The 17,258-nt window shown below is 67.3% G+C and carries 15 protein-coding genes and 2 pseudogenes; 13 read left to right on the forward strand and 4 right to left on the reverse strand.

Annotated features, from left to right (window positions below; genetic code table 11):
- The first annotated feature begins 6 nt into the window (after window positions 1-6).
- The 11 genes from trbE (at window position 7) to copM (ending at window position 10,884) form a co-directional block, all read left to right on the forward strand.
- On the forward strand, window positions 7-2,517 hold the full coding sequence (gene trbE / locus JWJ88_RS15770) for a conjugal transfer protein TrbE (protein ID WP_205296654.1): 2,511 nt from the start codon (window positions 7-9) through the stop codon (window positions 2,515-2,517).
- 17 nt (window positions 2,518-2,534) lie between these two features.
- A complete protein-coding gene (gene trbJ, locus JWJ88_RS15775) occupies window positions 2,535-3,311 on the forward strand; it encodes a P-type conjugative transfer protein TrbJ (protein ID WP_407673947.1) in 777 nt (258 codons plus the stop codon).
- A gap of 19 nt (window positions 3,312-3,330) precedes the next feature.
- The gene (trbK-alt, locus tag JWJ88_RS15780; RefSeq protein ID WP_205296656.1) at window positions 3,331-3,627 is read left to right on the forward strand and encodes a putative entry exclusion protein TrbK-alt; all 297 of its coding nucleotides are present in this window, start codon (window positions 3,331-3,333) and stop codon (window positions 3,625-3,627) included.
- A 5-nt stretch (window positions 3,628-3,632) separates the two neighbouring features.
- Window positions 3,633-4,988, forward strand: coding sequence for a P-type conjugative transfer protein TrbL (gene trbL / locus JWJ88_RS15785; RefSeq protein WP_205296657.1), 1,356 nt, complete (start codon window positions 3,633-3,635; stop codon window positions 4,986-4,988).
- Window positions 4,988-5,677 (forward strand): conjugal transfer protein TrbF, encoded by a 690-nt coding sequence (trbF, locus tag JWJ88_RS15790; RefSeq protein ID WP_205296658.1) that lies wholly within the window; start codon window positions 4,988-4,990, stop codon window positions 5,675-5,677. Before trbL ends, trbF begins: the two co-directional genes overlap by 1 nt.
- Window positions 5,674-6,654, forward strand: a complete 981-nt coding sequence (gene trbG, locus JWJ88_RS15795; RefSeq protein WP_205296659.1) for a P-type conjugative transfer protein TrbG — start codon at window positions 5,674-5,676, stop codon at window positions 6,652-6,654. The genes trbF and trbG overlap by 4 nt, the downstream gene beginning before the upstream one ends.
- The gene (locus JWJ88_RS15800; protein WP_205296660.1) at window positions 6,651-7,814 is read left to right on the forward strand and encodes a TrbI/VirB10 family protein; all 1,164 of its coding nucleotides are present in this window, start codon (window positions 6,651-6,653) and stop codon (window positions 7,812-7,814) included. The genes trbG and JWJ88_RS15800 overlap by 4 nt, the downstream gene beginning before the upstream one ends.
- A gap of 4 nt (window positions 7,815-7,818) precedes the next feature.
- Entirely contained in the window at window positions 7,819-8,061 is a 243-nt protein-coding gene (locus JWJ88_RS15805) for a DUF2274 domain-containing protein (protein ID WP_205296661.1), read from the forward strand.
- Window positions 8,036-8,587, forward strand: a complete 552-nt coding sequence (locus tag JWJ88_RS15810) for a Mu transposase domain-containing protein (RefSeq protein WP_205296930.1) — start codon at window positions 8,036-8,038, stop codon at window positions 8,585-8,587. The genes JWJ88_RS15805 and JWJ88_RS15810 overlap by 26 nt, the downstream gene beginning before the upstream one ends.
- Window positions 8,588-8,925: 338 nt before the next feature.
- Window positions 8,926-9,222 (forward strand): hypothetical protein, encoded by a 297-nt coding sequence (locus tag JWJ88_RS15815; RefSeq protein WP_205296662.1) that lies wholly within the window; start codon window positions 8,926-8,928, stop codon window positions 9,220-9,222.
- A gap of 138 nt (window positions 9,223-9,360) precedes the next feature.
- On the forward strand, window positions 9,361-10,884 hold the full coding sequence (copM, locus tag JWJ88_RS15820; RefSeq protein ID WP_205296663.1) for a CopM family metallochaperone: 1,524 nt from the start codon (window positions 9,361-9,363) through the stop codon (window positions 10,882-10,884).
- A 125-nt stretch (window positions 10,885-11,009) separates the two neighbouring features.
- On the opposite strand, the pseudogene JWJ88_RS21850 reads toward copM, so the two are convergent.
- Window positions 11,010-11,814: pseudogene (locus JWJ88_RS21850) on the reverse strand (IS3 family transposase); the annotation flags it as partial.
- A gap of 210 nt (window positions 11,815-12,024) precedes the next feature.
- Here JWJ88_RS21850 and JWJ88_RS15840 point away from each other — a divergent pair.
- Together JWJ88_RS15840 and JWJ88_RS15845 are read left to right on the forward strand one after the other, a co-directional pair.
- Window positions 12,025-12,531 (forward strand): annotated as a pseudogene (locus tag JWJ88_RS15840) (transposase).
- A gap of 343 nt (window positions 12,532-12,874) precedes the next feature.
- On the forward strand, window positions 12,875-13,978 hold the full coding sequence (locus JWJ88_RS15845) for a hypothetical protein (RefSeq protein WP_240200349.1): 1,104 nt from the start codon (window positions 12,875-12,877) through the stop codon (window positions 13,976-13,978).
- A gap of 156 nt (window positions 13,979-14,134) precedes the next feature.
- Here the strand turns inward: JWJ88_RS15845 and JWJ88_RS15850 are convergent, their stop codons facing one another.
- From JWJ88_RS15850 to JWJ88_RS15860, 3 genes are read right to left on the reverse strand one after another with little or no spacing between them, the layout of a single operon-like run.
- Entirely contained in the window at window positions 14,135-14,680 is a 546-nt protein-coding gene (locus JWJ88_RS15850) for a hypothetical protein (protein WP_205296667.1), read from the reverse strand.
- Between the two features lie 47 nt (window positions 14,681-14,727).
- Complete coding sequence (locus JWJ88_RS15855) at window positions 14,728-16,083, reverse strand: TfuA-like protein (RefSeq protein ID WP_205296668.1); 1,356 nt, start codon at window positions 16,081-16,083, stop codon at window positions 14,728-14,730.
- Window positions 16,080-17,249 carry a YcaO-like family protein gene (locus JWJ88_RS15860; RefSeq protein WP_205296669.1) on the reverse strand — a complete coding sequence of 390 codons (1,170 nt, stop codon included), beginning with the start codon at window positions 17,247-17,249 and terminating at the stop codon, window positions 16,080-16,082. The genes JWJ88_RS15855 and JWJ88_RS15860 overlap by 4 nt, the downstream gene beginning before the upstream one ends.
- Between the last annotated feature and the right edge of the window lie 9 nt (window positions 17,250-17,258).

The following is a 17,258-nucleotide window of genomic DNA, read 5'->3' on the forward strand; positions in this document are numbered from 1 at the left end:
CTCGCCATGATGAACCTCGCCGAGTACCGTCGCAGCGCCGCCCGCCTGGCCGACTATCTGCCCTGGGCGGCGCTGGTCGCGTCCGGCGTGGTGCTGAACAAGGACGGCTCGTTCCAGCGCACCGCCCGGTTCCGCGGCCCCGATCTGGATTCCGCGGTCGCCGCCGAACTGGTCGCGGTGGCCGGGCGGCTGAACAACGCCTTTCGCCGCCTCGGCTCCGGTTGGGCCATCTTCGTCGAGGCGCAACGCTCGGAAGCCGCGACCTATCCCGACAGCACCTTCCCCGATCCGGCCTCGGCGCTGGTCGATGCCGAGCGAAGGGCCGATTTCGAGCAGGCGGGCAGCCATTTCGTCTCCGACTATTTCCTGACTCTGCTCTGGCTGCCGCCGGCCGAGGAAGCCGCGCGGGCGGAAAGCTGGCTCTACGAGGGCCGCGAGACATCCGGGGTGAATCCCTGGGAACTGCTGCGCGGCTTCATCGACCGCAGCGACCGGGTGCTTACACTGCTCGACGGCTTCATGCCGGAATGCGCCTGGCTCGACGATGGCGAGACGCTGACCTACCTGCATTCCACCATCTCTATCAACCGGCAGCGCGTGCGCGTGCCCGAGGTGCCGATGCATCTCGACGCGCTGCTGGCCGATCAGCCGCTCACCGGCGGGCTGGAGCTGCGGCTGGGCGAGGCGCATCTGCGGGTGCTGACCATCACCGGCTTTCCCACCGCCACCACGCCCGGCATTCTCGACGAGTTGAACCGCATCGCCTTTCCCTATCGCTGGTCGACCCGCGCCATCCTCATCGACAAGACCGATGCGACGCGGCTGCTGACCAGGATCCGGCGACAATGGTTCGCCAAGCGCAAGTCCATCGCCGCGATCCTCAAGGAGGTGATGAGCAGAGAGCCCTCCGCGCTCGTGGACACCGATGCCGCCAACAAGGCGCTTGATGCCGACATGGCGCTGCAGGAACTCGGCGGCGATGTCGCCGGCATGGCCTATGTCACGGCGACGATTACGGTCTGGGACGAAGATGCCCGCATCGCCGACGAGAAGCTGCGGCTGGTGGAAAAGCTGGTACAGGGCCGGGACTTCACCGCGATGATCGAGACGGTCAATGCCGTGGACGCATGGTTGGGGAGCCTTCCCGGCCACGTCTATGCCAATGTCCGCCAGCCGCCGATCAGCACCCTGAACCTCGCCCATATGATCCCACTCTCGGCCGTCTGGGCCGGCGAGGAGCGGGATGCGCATTTCGACGCCCCGCCGCTGCTCTACGGCAAAACCGAGGGCGCGACGCCGTTCCGCTTCTCGCTGCATGTCGGTGACGTAGGCCACACCCTCGTCGTCGGCCCCACCGGCGCGGGCAAATCCGTGCTGCTGGCGCTGATGGCGCTGCAGTTCCGCCGCTATGCCGGATCGCAGGTCTTCGCCTTCGATTTCGGCGGCTCGATCCGCGCGGCAGCGCTGGCCATGGGCGGCGACTGGCACGATCTCGGCGGCGGGCTGAGCGAGGGCGACGATGCTTCGGTCTCGCTGCAGCCGCTGGCCCGCATCCACGAGTCCGCCGAGCGCGCCTGGGCGGCGGATTGGATCTCCGCCATTCTTTCGCGCGAGGGCATCGCCATCACGCCGGAGGTGAAGGAACATCTCTGGACGGCATTGACCTCGCTGGCCTCGGCCCCGGTCGGAGAACGCACCATCACCGGCCTCGCGGTGCTGCTGCAATCGAACGATCTGAAGCAGGCGCTGCGGCCCTATTGCGTCGGCGGTGCCTGGGGCCGGCTGCTCGATGCCGAGAGCGAGCATCTCGGCTCGGCCTCGGTGCAGGCCTTCGAGATCGAGGGGCTGGTCGGCACCGGCGCGGCACCGGCGGTGCTGTCCTATCTGTTCCACCGGATCGGCGACCGGCTCGACGGCAGCCCCACCCTGCTGATCATCGACGAGGGCTGGCTGGCCTTGGACGACGAGGGATTCTCGGGCCAGCTTCGCGAATGGCTGAAGACGCTCCGGAAGAAGAACGCCTCGGTGATTTTCGCCACCCAGTCTCTCAGCGATATCGACAATTCCGCCATCGCGCCCGCGATTATTGAGTCCTGCCCGACCCGGCTCTTGCTGCCGAACGAACGCGCCATCGAGCCGCAGATCACCGCCATCTATCGCCGCTTCGGCCTCAACGACCGCCAGATCGAGATCCTCGCGCGCGCCACGCCAAAGCGGGACTATTGCTGCCAGTCGCGGCGCGGCAACCGGCTGTTCGAACTGGGCCTGTCGGAAGTCGGCCTCGCCCTCTGCGCAGCCTCGTCCAAATCCCACCAAGCGCTGATCTCAAGCATCCTCGCCGAACAGGGCCGCGACGGTTTCCTCGCCGCATGGCTCAAGGCGCGCGGCGTCGAATGGGCGGCCGAGTTGATCCCCAACCTCACCAATCTCGCGACGGACACACCGGGCCTTCCGCCTGCCCACGCCAATGTCGGCGAACTCGAACCCACCCTGGAAGAAAAGGTGACCACGCCATGACGCGTAAGATGATCACCATGCAACGCCCCGTTTCCCACATTGCCAGCAGCACCGCTCTAGTTCTTGCGCTGGCGGCACCGCTGGCGCTCACTCCCATGCTGACCAACCCGGCCCATGCCTTCTTTGGTGGCTTCGGCCGTATCGTCTACGACCCCACCAACCATGCCGAGAACCTGCTGACCGCCGCGCGGACGTTGGAGCAGATCAACAACCAGATCGCCTCGCTGCAGAACGAGGCTCAGATGCTGATCAACCAGGCCCGCAATCTTGCCAGCCTGCCGCACAGCTCGCTGCAGCAGTTGCAGCAGAACGTCAGCCGCACCCAGCAGCTTCTGGACGAGGCCCAGAACATCGCCTTCGAAGTGCAACAGGTCGATCAGGCGTTCGAGCGGGAATACGGCACACCCGATCTCTCGATGTCCGAGCAGCAACTGCTGACCGACGCCCGCACCCGCTGGACCAACACCATGGGCGGCTTGCAGGACGCGATGCGCGTTCAAGCCGGCGTCACCGGCAATATCGAGGCGCAGCGTGCCGAGATGGCTACGCTGGTCGAGCAGAGCCAGGGCGCCACAGGGGCGCTTCAGGCCAGCCAGGCCGGCAACCAGCTGCTGGCCCTGCAATCCCAACAGCTCTCCGACCTCACCGCGCTTCTCGCCGCTACCGGCCGGGCCGATGCGCTGGTCGAGGCCGAGCGGGCAGCGGCGGCCGAGCAGGGCCGCATCCAGCGCGAGCGCTTCCTGACTCCGGGCACCGGCTACCAGCCCGGCAATGCCCGGATGTTCAACAACTGACGGCCCGGAGGGCGTAACCATGGAGGGCACGACGATGGCCCGGCTGATTGCCATCCTGTTGCTAGCGATCGTCATGACCGTCACGCTGTTCCGCATGGACCGGAGCGGCGACCTGCCGACCCCGCCCGGCCGGCAGGTTCAGCCACAGGCCGAGGATCCGCTGCGCGAGGGCCAGCGCCGTTGCCAGCGCATGGGCGAGGCGGCGGCCGAAGATATCGAATGCCTGCGCGTCTGGGCCGAGACCCGTGATCGTTTCCTCGGGCAGGCGCCTGAACCGGTGGCCCCGGACACGCCCACGACCGCTAAAGGGCGGTAGGACAGATGGGCGGCACCGAGGTCATCGACAATTTCCTGGCGGTCTTCACCAGCTATATCGACTCTGGCTTCGGGTTGCTGGGCGCTGAGGTCGCCTTCATCGCCACCACCCTGATCGTCATCGACGTGACCCTGGCCGCGCTGTTCTGGGCCTGGGGCGCCGAGGACGACATTCTGGCGCGCCTGGTGAAGAAGACCATCTTCGTCGGCGTCTTCGCCTGGCTGATCACCAACTGGAACAGTCTCGCCCGCATCGTCTTCGACAGTTTCGCCGGTCTCGGGCTGATGGCCTCCGGCACCGGGTTCTCGGCCGCCGATCTCATGCGCCCCGGCCGCGTCGCCCAGACCGGGCTCGACGCCGGCCGGCCGCTGCTGGAATCCATCTCCGATCTGATGGGCTGGGTCGCGGTGTTCGAGAACCTCATCCAGATCCTGTGTCTGTTCTTCGCCTGGGCGCTGGTGATCCTGGCCTTCTTCATCCTCGCCGTGCAGCTCTTCGTCACCCTGATCGAGTTCAAGCTGACGACACTCGCGGGTTTCGTGCTGATCCCCTTCGGCCTCTTCGGCAAGACCGCCTTCATGGCCGAGCGTGTGCTCGGCAATGTCGTGTCCAGCGGTATCAAGGTGCTGGTCCTGGCGGTGATCATCGGCATCGGTTCGACGCTCTTCTCGCAATTCACCGATGGTTTTGGCGGGGTCGCCCCCACGGTTGACGACGCCATGGCCATCGTGCTGGCGGCGCTGTCGCTGCTCGGTCTCGGCATCTTCGGGCCAGGCATCGCCAATGGGCTCGTCTCCGGTGGTCCGCAGCTTGGTGCCGGCGCCGCCGTCGGCACCGGCCTCGCCATCGGGGGTGCGGCAATGGCCGCGGGCGGCGGCACGATGCTCGCGGCCCGTGCCGGCGGCATGGCACTGTCTGGCGGTGCCGCCACCGTCCGGACCGGCGCGACGGCGGCGGGCGCAGCCTCGACCGCCTACCGGCTCGGTTCCATGGGCCATTCCGGCGCCGGTGGCATCGCCTCCGGCATGGGCGGCATCGCCAGTGCCACCGGATCGGCGGCAATCTCGCCCCTGCGCCGCATGGTCGGAAAGGCCGCTGGCGGCATCAAGTCCAGCTATGCCTCCGGCGCAAAGGGCAGTTTTGCGACCACCGGCGGCTCCTCCACCATGGGCACGGACGGTGGCAATCTCTCCATCGCAGGCACCGACGCTTCCATGCCTGATGGTGCGCCCCAATGGGCCCAGAAGATGCGTCGGGGACAGGCGCTTAGCCGTGGGCTCTCGATTGCCGGCCACGCCATCCGCTCCGGCGACAACCATGCCGGCGGCGCCTCGATCAATCTTTCCGAAAGAAACCGCTGATGAACATTTTTCGACGCCCTGCGACCCATTACGGCAAGACGCCCGAGCCGGAAACGCCCTATCAGAAGGCCGCACAGGCATGGGACGAGCGCATCGGCTCGGCCCGCGTGCAGGCCGGGAACTGGCGCCTCATGGCCTTTGCCTGCCTGTTCCTCGCCGCCGGTTTCGCCGCGGCGCTGGTCTGGCAATCGGCGCGCGGCACCGTGGTGCCATGGGTGGTGCAGGTCGACGATCTCGGTCAGGCCCAGGCCGTCGCACCGGCCGCGGCCGATTATCGCCCGACCGATCCGCAGATCGCCTGGCATCTCGGCCGCTTCATCGAGCAGGTCAGAAGCATCCCGGCCGATCCCATCGTCGTGCGCCAGAACTGGCTCAGGGCCTACGAGTTCACCACCGATCGCGGTGCGGCGGCGCTGAACGAATATGCCCGCACCAACGACCCCTTCACGAAGGTCGGGCGCCAGCAGATCGCCGTCGAGGTTTCCAGCGTCATCCGTGCCTCGCCCGACAGTTTCCGGGTCGCCTGGACCGAGCGGCATTACGAGAACGGCCAACTGTCTACAACGGAGCGCTGGACCGCGATCCTGACCGTGGTGATCCAGCCCCCGCGCAGCGCCGAGCGGCTGCGCGCCAATCCACTCGGCATCTATGTCAATGCCGTCAACTGGTCACGAGAGATGTCGCAATGATCCGCATGGTTTACCGTCCCGCCCTGCCCGCCCTGCTTCTCGCGGCCGCCGCTCTCGCCGGATGCGCCAGCAACCAGACGCCGCAGTTCAGCTATGACAACGATGTCCCGCCCCTGCCGTCGCCTCCCGCCACCGCTCCCGCTGACCCGGCCCCGAAACCGCTGCATTTGCCGCCGGGCTGGATACCGGCGCGGGGCGGAGGAACCGCGGAGACGCCCGAAGGCCGCGTCACCAATGCCAATGCCGCCGCGCGCGTGGAGCCGCGCCGCGAAGGCTATTACAATGCCATCCAGGTCTATCCATGGTCGGAAGGCGCGCTCTATCAGATCTATGCCGCGCCCGGACAGATCACCGATATCGTGCTGGAGCCGGGCGAGCGCCTGACCGGCGCCAGCCCCATCGCCGCCGGTGACACCGCCCGCTGGATCATCGGCGATACCGAGAGCGGCAGCGGCAACAGCCGCCGCGTGCATGTGCTGGTCAAGCCGACCCGGCCCGAGATCAGCACCAATCTGGTCATCGCCACCGACCGGCGCCGCTATCTGCTGGAACTGCGCGCCGACGAGGAGACCTGGATGCCGGCGGTGTCCTGGCACTATCCCGGATCGTCGGCAGCGGTCGCGCAGCGTCGCGCCGTGCCTGCCGCGCCTATGATCCCGGCCGCTGCCGCGCGCAACCATCGCTACGGCCTGCAGGTCCAGGGTACGAGCCCGCCCTGGCGGCCCATTTCTGTCTTCGACGACGGCCGCCGCGTCCATGTGGTCTTCCCGCCCGGCATTGCCCAGGGCGAGATGCCGCCGCTCTTCGTCCTCGGCCCGGATGGAGCGCCCGAGATCGCCAACAACCGCGTCCACGGCAATGTGCTGATCGTCGATAGGCTCTTCGGCGTGGCGGAACTGCGCCTCGGCGCCGGCAAGCGCCAGCAGGTGGTGCGGATCCATCGCCTGCAACCGGCTCAGGGGAGAGTGCCGTCATGAGCGACAGGGACACCGCCACCGCGTCGATGCGCCTGCGCGCCGAGCCGCCGCGCGTCACCCGACTGTCGCGCAAGGTGCTGGCGGGTATGGCCGCGATCTCCGCTCTCGGCATCAGCGCGGCGCTGATCTATGCCTTGCAAGGCAAGGACGTGGAACGAACCGGCGAGGAACTGTTCTCCACTGAAAACCGCGCCACCGCCGACGGGCTGGCGAAACTGCCGCGCGACTATAGCGGTCCCGCCCTGGGCCCGGCGCTGCCCGGCGATCTCGGCCGCCCGATCCTCAATGCACGCAATCGCGGCGAGCCGGTGCCGGCGCCTTCCAGGCCCGCCGTCACCGCACCCGGCATGGACACGGCGGAGCAGCAGCGGTTGGCGGAGGAAGAGGCGGCAAGGCTCAGTGGCGTCTTCTTTCAGGGGGGATCGCGTGCAACGACAACATCGGATATGGGTGCGGGAGGCGCAGGACTGTCGTCCGCCGGGACCGGTTCCGTCGGACAGCCGCAAACCGGAGGGCCACAGGACCGGCATGTGGCCTTCCTCGGCGCGGCCGCCGACCGGGTGACGGTGGCCCCGGATCGCGTCGAGCCGTCGGCCTCGCCCTATGTCCTGCAGGCCGGCTCGGTGATCCCGGCGGCGCTGATCACCGGCATTCGCTCCGACCTGCCCGGCCAGATCATCGCCCAGGTCACCCAGCCCGTCCATGACAGCCCCACCGGCTCGATCCTGCTGATCCCGCAGGGTACGCGGGTGATCGGCGAATACGATGCCGGCGTCACATTCGGCCAGCGCCGCGTGCTGCTGGTCTGGAACCGGCTGATCTTTCCCGACGGCCGCTCGCTGGTGCTGGAGGGCCTGCCGGGCGCCGATGCGCAGGGCTTTGCCGGGCTGGAGGACGGTGTCGACCACCACTGGTGGGATTTGATGAAGGCCGCCGGACTGTCGACGCTGCTGGCGGTCGGCACCGAGCTCGCCGCCGGCGACGAGGACGACCGGCTGGTACGCGCCATCCGCGACGGCGCCCAGGATACCGTCGACCAGGCCGGGCAGCAGATCGTCCAGCGCCAGCTGCAGGTCGCGCCCACGCTGACCATCCGGCCGGGGTTCCCAGTCAGGGTTCTCGTGGGTCGGGATCTTGTGTTCGAGCAGGCAGGAGGATGACGTCATGACCAAGCTGAAGCTGGGGCCGATTGCCGACGATACGCCCGTGAAGCTGACCGTCGAACTACCGGCCGGCCTGCACAGGGATCTGGTGCTGTACGGTGAGTTGCTCGGCCGCAGCGGCGGGCAGGGGCCGGTCGCGCCGCAAAAGCTCATTGTGCCGATGCTGGAACGATACCTCGCCTCGGATCGCGGCTTTGCCAAGGCGCGGAGGAGTGTCAATGCCGGGCGTCAACCGGGCGGCTGATCCGTTAAGCCTTGCTGTCTTGCGCCGACAGGATCCGCGCAAGGCTGAGCAAGCGGCACAGGGCAGGATTGTCTTTGCGCGGTGGGCAGACCGCGCAGAAGGGCAGGGGCTCTGTCGCGAGCGGTCGGAAGGCGGCGCCTGGGAAGCTCGCACCAGTTGTCGCTTCGCTGGTGAGCGTCAGCCCTTTGCCCAGGGCAACGAGTTGCATCCCTTCCTGGCCAGCCGGGACCTGGTGCGCAAGGTGAGTTCGGACTGTTCGGTGGAAGTCGACGGTAACGCCTATTCCGTCCCGTGGCGCCTGATCGGCGAGCGCGTTGCGGTGACAGTCACCGGCCCGGAGCTTCGCGTCGAGCATGCCGGCCGGGAGGTGGCCCGTCACATGCTGCGCACGGGTCAGTACGGGCGCGTCGCGGCCGGCGTGCTGTATCCGTTCTTCGGCATCCTGCTGTCACAGATCATCGCGGCAGCCGCCATGGCGCTGTCGTCGGTCAGCGTGATCGCGAATGCGTCCGGTTGCGGGGGGTGAAGCTATGATGAGGGGAAGGCGGCCTGAGTCGATCATCAGCGCCTTCGACGGGTGGCATCATGTCGCAACCTTCCCTGGCCGCTTTCAGGTGTCGTCGTCCCGCACTACATGGTGTGATGATGGCACTGCCGGAAAATGGCCCCTTCCCTGCTTCATGTGCGGGCAGGACGCCTGAGCCGGTCCAGAGAAAGAGAACGAACGGTCTGATGAACAGGGGTGCGACAACGGGCACGAGGCTCCGCGGCTGCTGGAGGCAGTGGCTCGCTACCGCATTGCTGTTCGTGGTTTTCGCCGCCCTGAGTCTGCAGGCTGGAACCCACTCACTCCCGGTAGAGCACATGATCCTTGCCAAGCCGGCCGTCGCCGTTACCCTGGAGCAGGGCTGTGATCACTCCCATGCGGCCGCAGGATGTGCCCAGCCGATCTCGGGAGATCTGGACGCTACCGGCGGCAACGCGCCAGGTTCCCATGACGATTGCTGCAATCAGTTCTGCACGATCACCGCCCTTCTGCCCGAAGGTGCGCGAGCGGAACCGCCGTCCAGTGGGGAAGCCTATCTCGGCCTCAGGGCGGACCGTTTAGGGCGGACACCCGAGGGTATTCTGCGGCCGCCCCGTTCATCCATCGCCGCGTGAAGGCGTTCCGGGCCTGATAGGTCCACCCCGTCCGGCCGCTTCGTCCGACGGACCGACAACGCCATCCAGCCATCGACGATTACCGGGGACCGCGCGTCCGCCGTGACGCTGCCTTCCCCTCAGCATGGATGAACCGCAATGAAACGAACCGCAATCGCCCTTTCCGTTGGCCTCGCAGCCGGGCTGCCCGCCGCTGCCTTGGCCCAGGCCGGGCATGACGCCCACCACCCTGCACGGCAGCTTCAGGAACAGGCCGCACCGCCCGCCTCTCCGACGATGCCGATGTCAGGCATGCCGGAACAATATCGGACCATGATGCAGGCCATGCCTGCCGAGTGCATGAACGCCATGCAGCAGATGATGCAGGGCGGCATGATGCATGGTGCGGCCGATGCTTCGAAGGCTGCTGAAACGGCGCCAGCCGACGGGAACGTTCCCGACTTCACCCGCGCCTATGTGGATGCCATGGACGCGATGCACGGGCCGATGATGGAGGGCGTCATGGCCGATGACTCAGACACGGCCTTCGTGCGGAGCATGATCCCGCATCATCGGGGCGCAATCGACATGGCCCGGATCGTGCAGCAACATGGCGATGATCCGCAGACCAGGGCATGGGCCGAGCAGATCATCGCCGCACAGGAGCGCGAGATTGCCGAGATGCAAGCCTGGCTGAAGGAGAAGGCCCACCCTGGGGCCATCGACTTCGGCCAGACCGGTGGGACCGTGTGGTCCGCCGATGAAGGCGGCAGTTCCGTCAGCGCCATCGATCTGGGCACCGGGACGGTGACCACGATGCCGATCCCGGTGGCGCCCCACAACGTCGATCTGACGCCGGACGCGCGCTTCCTGCTGGCGGTCGGAACCCCGGCCGGTGGCAACCATGGTGACGGGCACGACCATGCGGGCAGCGATACCGCGGGCCTTCTGGTAATGCTTGATCCGCAGGACCTGTCGACGCCCCCGGCCACGGTCGAGGTGGGCGCGCATCCCGCCCATGTGGTGGCCGACCGGCAGGGCCGCGCCTTCGTCTCGCTGTCGGGCAGCAATGAGGTCGTGGTGGTTGATCTGGCGCAGGGTGCTGCCGCCCGCGTCAAGACTGGCGCCTATCCGCATGGGCTGCGCCTCAGCCCTGATGGGGCTGAACTTTATGTTGCCAATGTCGAGGACGAGTCGGTCTCGGTCCTCGACACGGCCAGTCTCACCGAAGCGGCACGCATCCCGGTGGGCACGGCGCCGGTTCAGGTCGGCTTCACCCCTGACGGCAGCCAGGTCTATGTCTCGCTACGCGACGAGAACCGCGTGGCAGTGATCGGCACCGCGACGCGCGAGGTCACGGGCAGGATCGAAGTCGGTCCAAATCCGATCCAGATGATCGCAACCCCAGATGGCAAGCAGATCTACGTCGCCAACCAAGGGACCGAAGCCGCGCCGAACGATACCGTGTCGGTGATCGACACGGCGACCAGCGAGGTTGCCGGGACGCTGAAAACCGGTCCCGGCGCGCATGGTGTGTCGGCTTCGGCAGACGGCGCCTTCGTGTTCGTGACCAATATCGCGGACGATAGCGTCTCGGTCATCAATGTTGCGCGCCAGGAGGTGCTCGGATCGGTGCCGGTGGGCGACCGCCCGAACGGAATCGTCTATGGGTCGTCGAGCTGAGTGTATCGCCAACGATGGCGCCGGGTTCCCCGGCGCCATGGCGATCAAGGCACTTTATCAAGCCAGACCTCTCCAGCGATACTATGAGGATATCGGTCTTCTGACCCCGCAGCGCGGGTCGAACGGCTATCCATGACCAGTGACGCATCCCGATCCCCCTTCATGGACCAGCCCACGGCGCGCCGGGAAAACAGGTCCAGCACGACCGCGACGTAGAGCCAGCCTTCCGCGGTCCAGATGTAGGTGAAATCGGCCAGCCACTTCTGGTTCGGCCGGTCCGCCTGAAAGTTCCGGTCGAGGAGATTGTCGGCGATCACCGAGCGTTCCCCATCGTCCCTGGCTTTCCCCGACGCCTGGGCCGCGCTCGTAAGGCATTGATCCGCATCAACCGTTCGATCCGATGAAGCCCGCAGGCCAGTCCTTCTTCCAGGACATCCCGCCAGACGCGGCGTGCGCCATAGGTCCGGTCGCTGGCCTTGAAACTCGTCTCGATTGCCGTGACGAGCTTGGCGTCATGGATCTCGCGGATGCTGGTCGAACGGCTGAGCCAGGCGTGAAATCCAGAACGGGACACAGCCAGGACCTCGCACAGCCAGCTGACGGGCCAGACGTGGCGGTGCTTGGCGATGAAGGCGAACCTCATATCACCTCGCGCGCGAAAAAAGCCGCCGCTCTCTTCAGGATGTCACGCTCCGCGCGGAGCCGGGCGACCTCTTTCTTCAGAGCCGAAATCTCGGCCAGATCGGCCCGCATCTGCCCGTTCCCGGGAAACGCTACGGCCGGCGTGGCTGTCAGCTCTCGCATCCACCGCCGCAGCACGCTCTCCGCCACATCGAGGTCGCGCGCGGCCTGCGCCACAGCGACACCCCGATCCGTCACCAGCGTGACGGCCTCGATCTTGAACTCACGACTGAACTTCCGTCTCGTCATATCCACTCTCAAGTTCCTTGGTCACGATCTTATCTTCGTGTCCACGAAACCGGCAGCAGCTCAAGTGGCCTAAACGAGCACCTGGAACGGCACGAATCCGTGACAGGTCCAGTGCTATATGAATATGGCCATGTCTTTCCGAAAGGCATCGCTCACCTCAGGCGAATCGAAGCTGTCCTCACCGATCCTGCCAGCGACTTGCCTGCCCTGGTGCGCGATGAGTGCCATGATCTGCTTGCGCAGATATCCGAGCAGACAGCCCGGATCGAAGCCAAGACAGCAAAGGCCCGCAGTCTTGCCGGGACGAATGATACGGCGCGGCGGCTGCAGACGATGCCCGGCGTGGGGCCGCAGACCGCGTTGGCCATCAGCGGCTTCGCTCCGCCCATGGACAGCTTCAAGCGGGGGCGCGATTTTGCGGCCTAGCTCGGCCTGGTGCCTCGCCAATACAGCTCTGGTGGGAAAGAACGCCTGGGGCGCATCTCGAAAGCCGGCCAGACCGACATCCGATATCTGCTGATCATCGGGGCCATGTCGCGCCTGACAGTGCTGGCCCGAAAGTCGATCCAGGAGAGGTCATGGCTGGCGCGCATGTTGCACCGCAAACCCCTCATGCTGGTCGCCATCGCATTGGCCAACAAAATGGCACGGGCCATTTGGGCAATGATGACAAAGAAGGAAGACTATCGAGATCCGGCGCTGGCTGTTTCTATATGAGGGCTGAAAACCCCGTGTGAACTGGCGTCGGTGAAGGAGGTGTGAGAAGTCGATGACCTGAATGGACGCAATGATCGAAAAGATCTGGATCGGGAAAACCAGACGTCGTTCTCGAGCAGAAAAGCTCTTGCAGAAGATATGGACCCGATCCGCAGATCACCATCCCGGCCAGCGGCTTCTTGAACGGTCGCACTCAAAAAGGCCTGAGAGAAGAACGCATTCGATCACCAGCCAAATCAGGTTTAGAAGCTTCTTGCATCAAGGGCGGTAACCAGAGAAGGCCGTCCTCTGTGCGCCCGCGCACAGAACTGCCGTGCCCGTTGCGGCATATTCCGGAAAAATTTTGCAATCAGAGGGCGTGTTTCATGTCGATCAGACATTCCGCACCATCTTTTGCCAAGGAGCCGCTGCCGCGATCCGCGGCGTGCTGCACCAGTTGACCATGGCTGCGCTGCATGTGCAGCTTCGTGCCCGGTTCCAGGCCGATCGGCCGCAGGTACTGGCCCGCCGGGCCGGGATCATGGCTCATGCGGCTGTCGACGGGCAGGCCAGCCTGCGTGCTATGTCGCATTACTGCCTTGAACAACTCATGCCCCGCGTGCGGTTGTTGATGATGCAGGTCGATGCCGCGGCCAGGCTTGCCACCTCGCCGACAGAGGCTGCGCCGAGCGCAGGACTCGCGGCACAGTTGAGCGACATTGCCGCCAATCTGGAGCGCGCGCGAGAGACGTCGCGCGGCCGGGCCCGCACTCCGCATAAAAGCGCCGGCATGATCCGGCTGAGCGAGCAGCGGCTTTGGGCTGCGCCGGCAACCGAACTGCAACGGCTGGAAGAGACCGACGGCCCGATGAGCCGCGCCAGCGCCCGGATCGAAGCGGCCGCCTTCGAGCTTGCCGCGGCGATCGAAGCGTTCCTGGAGCATGACGAGGGCATGCCGCTGGCGCAACGCCACGATCTGGCCCAGATCCTGGTCCGGCTGGAAAACCAGGCGGCCACGACCCCGCTGTCCCCCGACGAGATCGCCGGGCGGCTTGGTCCCGCCGCCGCCCGCCTGCCGGAACTGGTGGACCTGTGCGTCGATCTGTCCCAAGCATACCAGCCGCTGCGCGAGGCCCGGCCGCAGATCGCCATGGTCCTGTCCATCGCGACCCAGACCGCCACCCAGTCCGGCGCGACCCGGCGGCTTGAACAGGCCATGCAGGACCTGGACCATCTGCTGGGCGGGCTGGTTTCCGACTATCGCGCCCTGGCGCGATCTGCCAAGCGCCCGCAAGGCAGGGCAGCCATGCGGCGGTTGATCGCCGCCGAGGCGTCGTTGTGGCATGAGGCGGCAAGGCTGCTGGCCGTTCCGCTGGCACTGGTCCCGGACGCCCCGGCGGCCTGTCCCGCGATACAGGCCGAAGCCCCTGCCGGCGACGAGCATCCGGCGATAGTGGCCTGCGCCTGAGGGGGCCATCGCCTCGGCCGCCGAGAATTTCAGAGCATTTGATCATTACCTTGTTTTAAGTCTCTCTCTGAAAGAAAGGGTCAGGATCGCGACGATCCTGACCCTTGTTTCCTTGGCTTGTCCAGCCTTGGGACAGGGGCGGCGGGCGGAATGCGCCTAGTCCTTGTTGTCGCTGTTTACGCTCATGCCCCGCACGCTCATTCCGTGGACGCTCATGCCGCGGGCCTCCGGCGCGCCGGAAGGGTCCAGCAGCAATTGTTCGAACATGCCCGAGCGCATGTCCAGTCGGATCGAGTAATCGGCCTTGTCGTAGGACCAGACCATCAAGTCGTCGGGCTGGGGCAGGACGTGCCCCGCACCCGCCGCCTGGGGCGGTGATCCGGCCGGCGCACCCTGCGGCAGGTCCAGCCGCGATATGACCTGCCCGGCCTCCAGCCCCGGTCCGTGCACCAGAAACAGCGCCGGGCGCGGCAGGACGCGATACAGCCCCTCGAAGGCAAAGCCGTAGATGCGGGCGAAATTCGCATCCTCGGCCTGCAATTGCCGTTCAAGCTGGCCGGGCGTGCCGCCGCGGGGCTGGGGGAAGGGGCCGTGCCGGGGATCGCCGCGCTTGTCCTGTGCCGAGGGTGCGCGGATCTGCAAATCCTCGACCACACGGCCGAAGAGCAGCAGGTTCGAGGGGCTCAGCAAGGTCTCCGACATCGCAATCTCCGCCATGGGTGATTTTTCGGGTCCGGGAATCCGCAACCTCAGGTTAAGCCGCTGGGGGGCGGCTGTCGATGGCTTTGTCCGCCTGCGGCCCCTTTCGGCGCCGGTTGCCCGTCTTGCAGCCAAAGCGCATGGTCGCGGGCCAGCGCGGCGTGGAAATGCGCCAGATCGCGAAACCCCAAGCCGCCGGCGTATTGCTCCAGATCCTCGGGCAGGTCTCGGCCAAGGCGGGTGTGGAAATGCCAGGCCAGCAGCAGGGGCAGCGGCAGCGGCGGATCGGCAGTCCCGGCCTTGGCGGTGCGGTCGCGGAGCGCCTTGTAGCCGCCCTCCAGCCGAAGCTGGTCCAGGATCGCAGGCGCCAGCGCCGCATCGCGGTCCCGTGCCAGCGCCTCGAGCCCCGCCAGCCCTGCCATCAGCCGGTCGAAACCGGGGCGGTCCAAGCCGTTTTCCGCCGCCCAGCGGTCGATGTCCTGCCCGCGCAGCAGGCCGCGCGGCAGGCGAAACGCCAATGCGGCCTCGGCGACATGGTCTGGCTGCACTCCGCGCCGCTCGCGCGTGGCGGTCTCGGCGGCCAGTTGCCGCAGCAGGGCGTCGCGCCGCAGGCGCAGATAGGGCTCGCCCTGCAGGCGCAGCGCGTCGAGCATCAGCGCATCCCCTGCCTCGATCCCGTCGCCATGCGCGGCAAGCCAGGGGGCCGAGGCCCAGGCTTCGGTCCATTCGAAGGTGAATTCCGCCCGCGGGGGCGGCTCGTCCCTCGCGACATACGCCTGAAGAGCATGCAGCATCTCCAGCGCATCCGCGCGCTTCTGGTCGATGCGGCCGTCGGGCAGCCAGGCGGCAAGACGGTCGCGCATCGCTGCGGGCACCTGTTCCGTTGCCGCCAGGATGGCGGGCCAGTCGCGCTGCTGGTAGAACAGCGCCTTGGCCGTTGCCAGCAGATGCGCGGCCGCCGGCGCGTCAAGGATGCCCGCGGCCAGCGCGGCGGCGGCGGTGGCGCGGATATTGACCATCGGCTCGCTCAGGGCGGCATGGCCGGTCTCGGCCGGGCCGTGAAGCAGCGCCACCTCGTCGTCGTCGGTCAGCCGGCCCTCGTGGAAATCCCGGAAGATGCGGCCGACGCCCCGCATCCCGAAGGGTGCAAGCTCGGCGGCGCGCAGCGCGCCCATGCTGGAGGCGCCAAAGACGGCGATGCCTTGCGAGATCGCCCAGAGCACTTCCTTGTGCCACACCGCCGGCACGCCGTCGAAGCACCCGTCGATGAGGCCGATGGCCCGCGGCCGCTGGCGCGCGGCGCGATAGAGGTCGCCCTGCTGCACCGGCGGCAGGAACCGGAACTGCGCGAAGGCGGCGCGGTCCGCCTGCCGCAGCGAGGGGCCGGCGAAGACGATCACGCTCATGGCGCCGCGGCCCGCGCGGCGGCAAACGCCCTTGGCCCCGGCCGCCAGGCGGGGTGATCGCAAGGGGCCTCCAGCCCCGGGATCACCACCCGCACCACCGGCAGGTCCAGCCCCGGCTTGCGCAGGTCCACCGCGACCGCCTCGTCGATGCCGACCGCGCGCAGCCGGGCCAGCAACCAGTCCAGGTCCTCGGCGAAATCGTCCGAGACGAATTCGTCCAGCGCTGCGAAATTCACCATCGGCCGGTGGCTGGCGCGCAGGCCGGCGGCGGCGCGGGCTTTCTGGTCCAGCGCGTGCCGGCCGTATTCCTCGGGTTGCAGGTCGTCGCGTGCGCCCGAGATATAGGTGCAGCGCACCTGTGCGGCTTCGGTCAGCGCCCGCAGCAGCGCGATGGCGCGGGTGGGATGGGCGCCGGCGCCGATGCCGTGATGCGCCCCCCGGTCGCGCCGGTCCGAGATCAGGCAGAAGAAGGCGGGCACGCCGAGGTCGCTGGCGACCTGCCAGGCATGCACGTCGAAACCGGCGCCTTGCAGCCGGTCCAGCACCGCACAGCAGGCCGGGTCGGCGACGCTTTCCAGGTCCAGCCCCGTCTCGGCCCGGCGCTCGTGCGGGGATTGGTGCCACAGGGTGGTGGCGTCGCGCTCGATCAGTTCGCAGATCGCGTGGCAGGTCGCCTCGGCCATGGTGTTGCCCGAGGCCAGCCCGTTGCTGCTGCAGAGAAAGCAGCCGCTGCCGGGTGGCGGCGGCAGGGTATAGTTCGCGCGCACGCATTCGAAGGGCACCCAGCGTTCTTCGCCCGAGACGAGGTCGCGGCCCTGGATCCACAGCATTGGCAAGTCCCGATGGAAGCGGTCCGAGACCCTGGCCAGCCGGCCCAGGTCGATCATCCGGTGGGAATGGGCCAGCTCGTTCAGGCTGCCCAGTTTCAGCGGCGCCTCGATATGCTCGGCGTGATAAAGCTCGGCCGCTTCCATCAGGCCCGAGGCGGTGGCGGCGTCCATGTCCAGCCCCTTGCCCTGCGATACCGCCAACGAGCGGGCGTTCGGCCGGCAGACCATGACCACCGGCAGGCCGATTCGGTCCAGCCCGGTGACATTGGCGACGCGGGTGATGCCCATCCGCGCCATCAGCGGCCGGACCCGCGCCACGGTTTCGGCCGGCGCCACGCTGCGGTG

The organism is Paracoccus methylovorus (genome assembly GCF_016919705.1).
In the GTDB taxonomy this organism is placed as follows: Bacteria; Pseudomonadota; Alphaproteobacteria; order Rhodobacterales; family Rhodobacteraceae; genus Paracoccus; species Paracoccus methylovorus.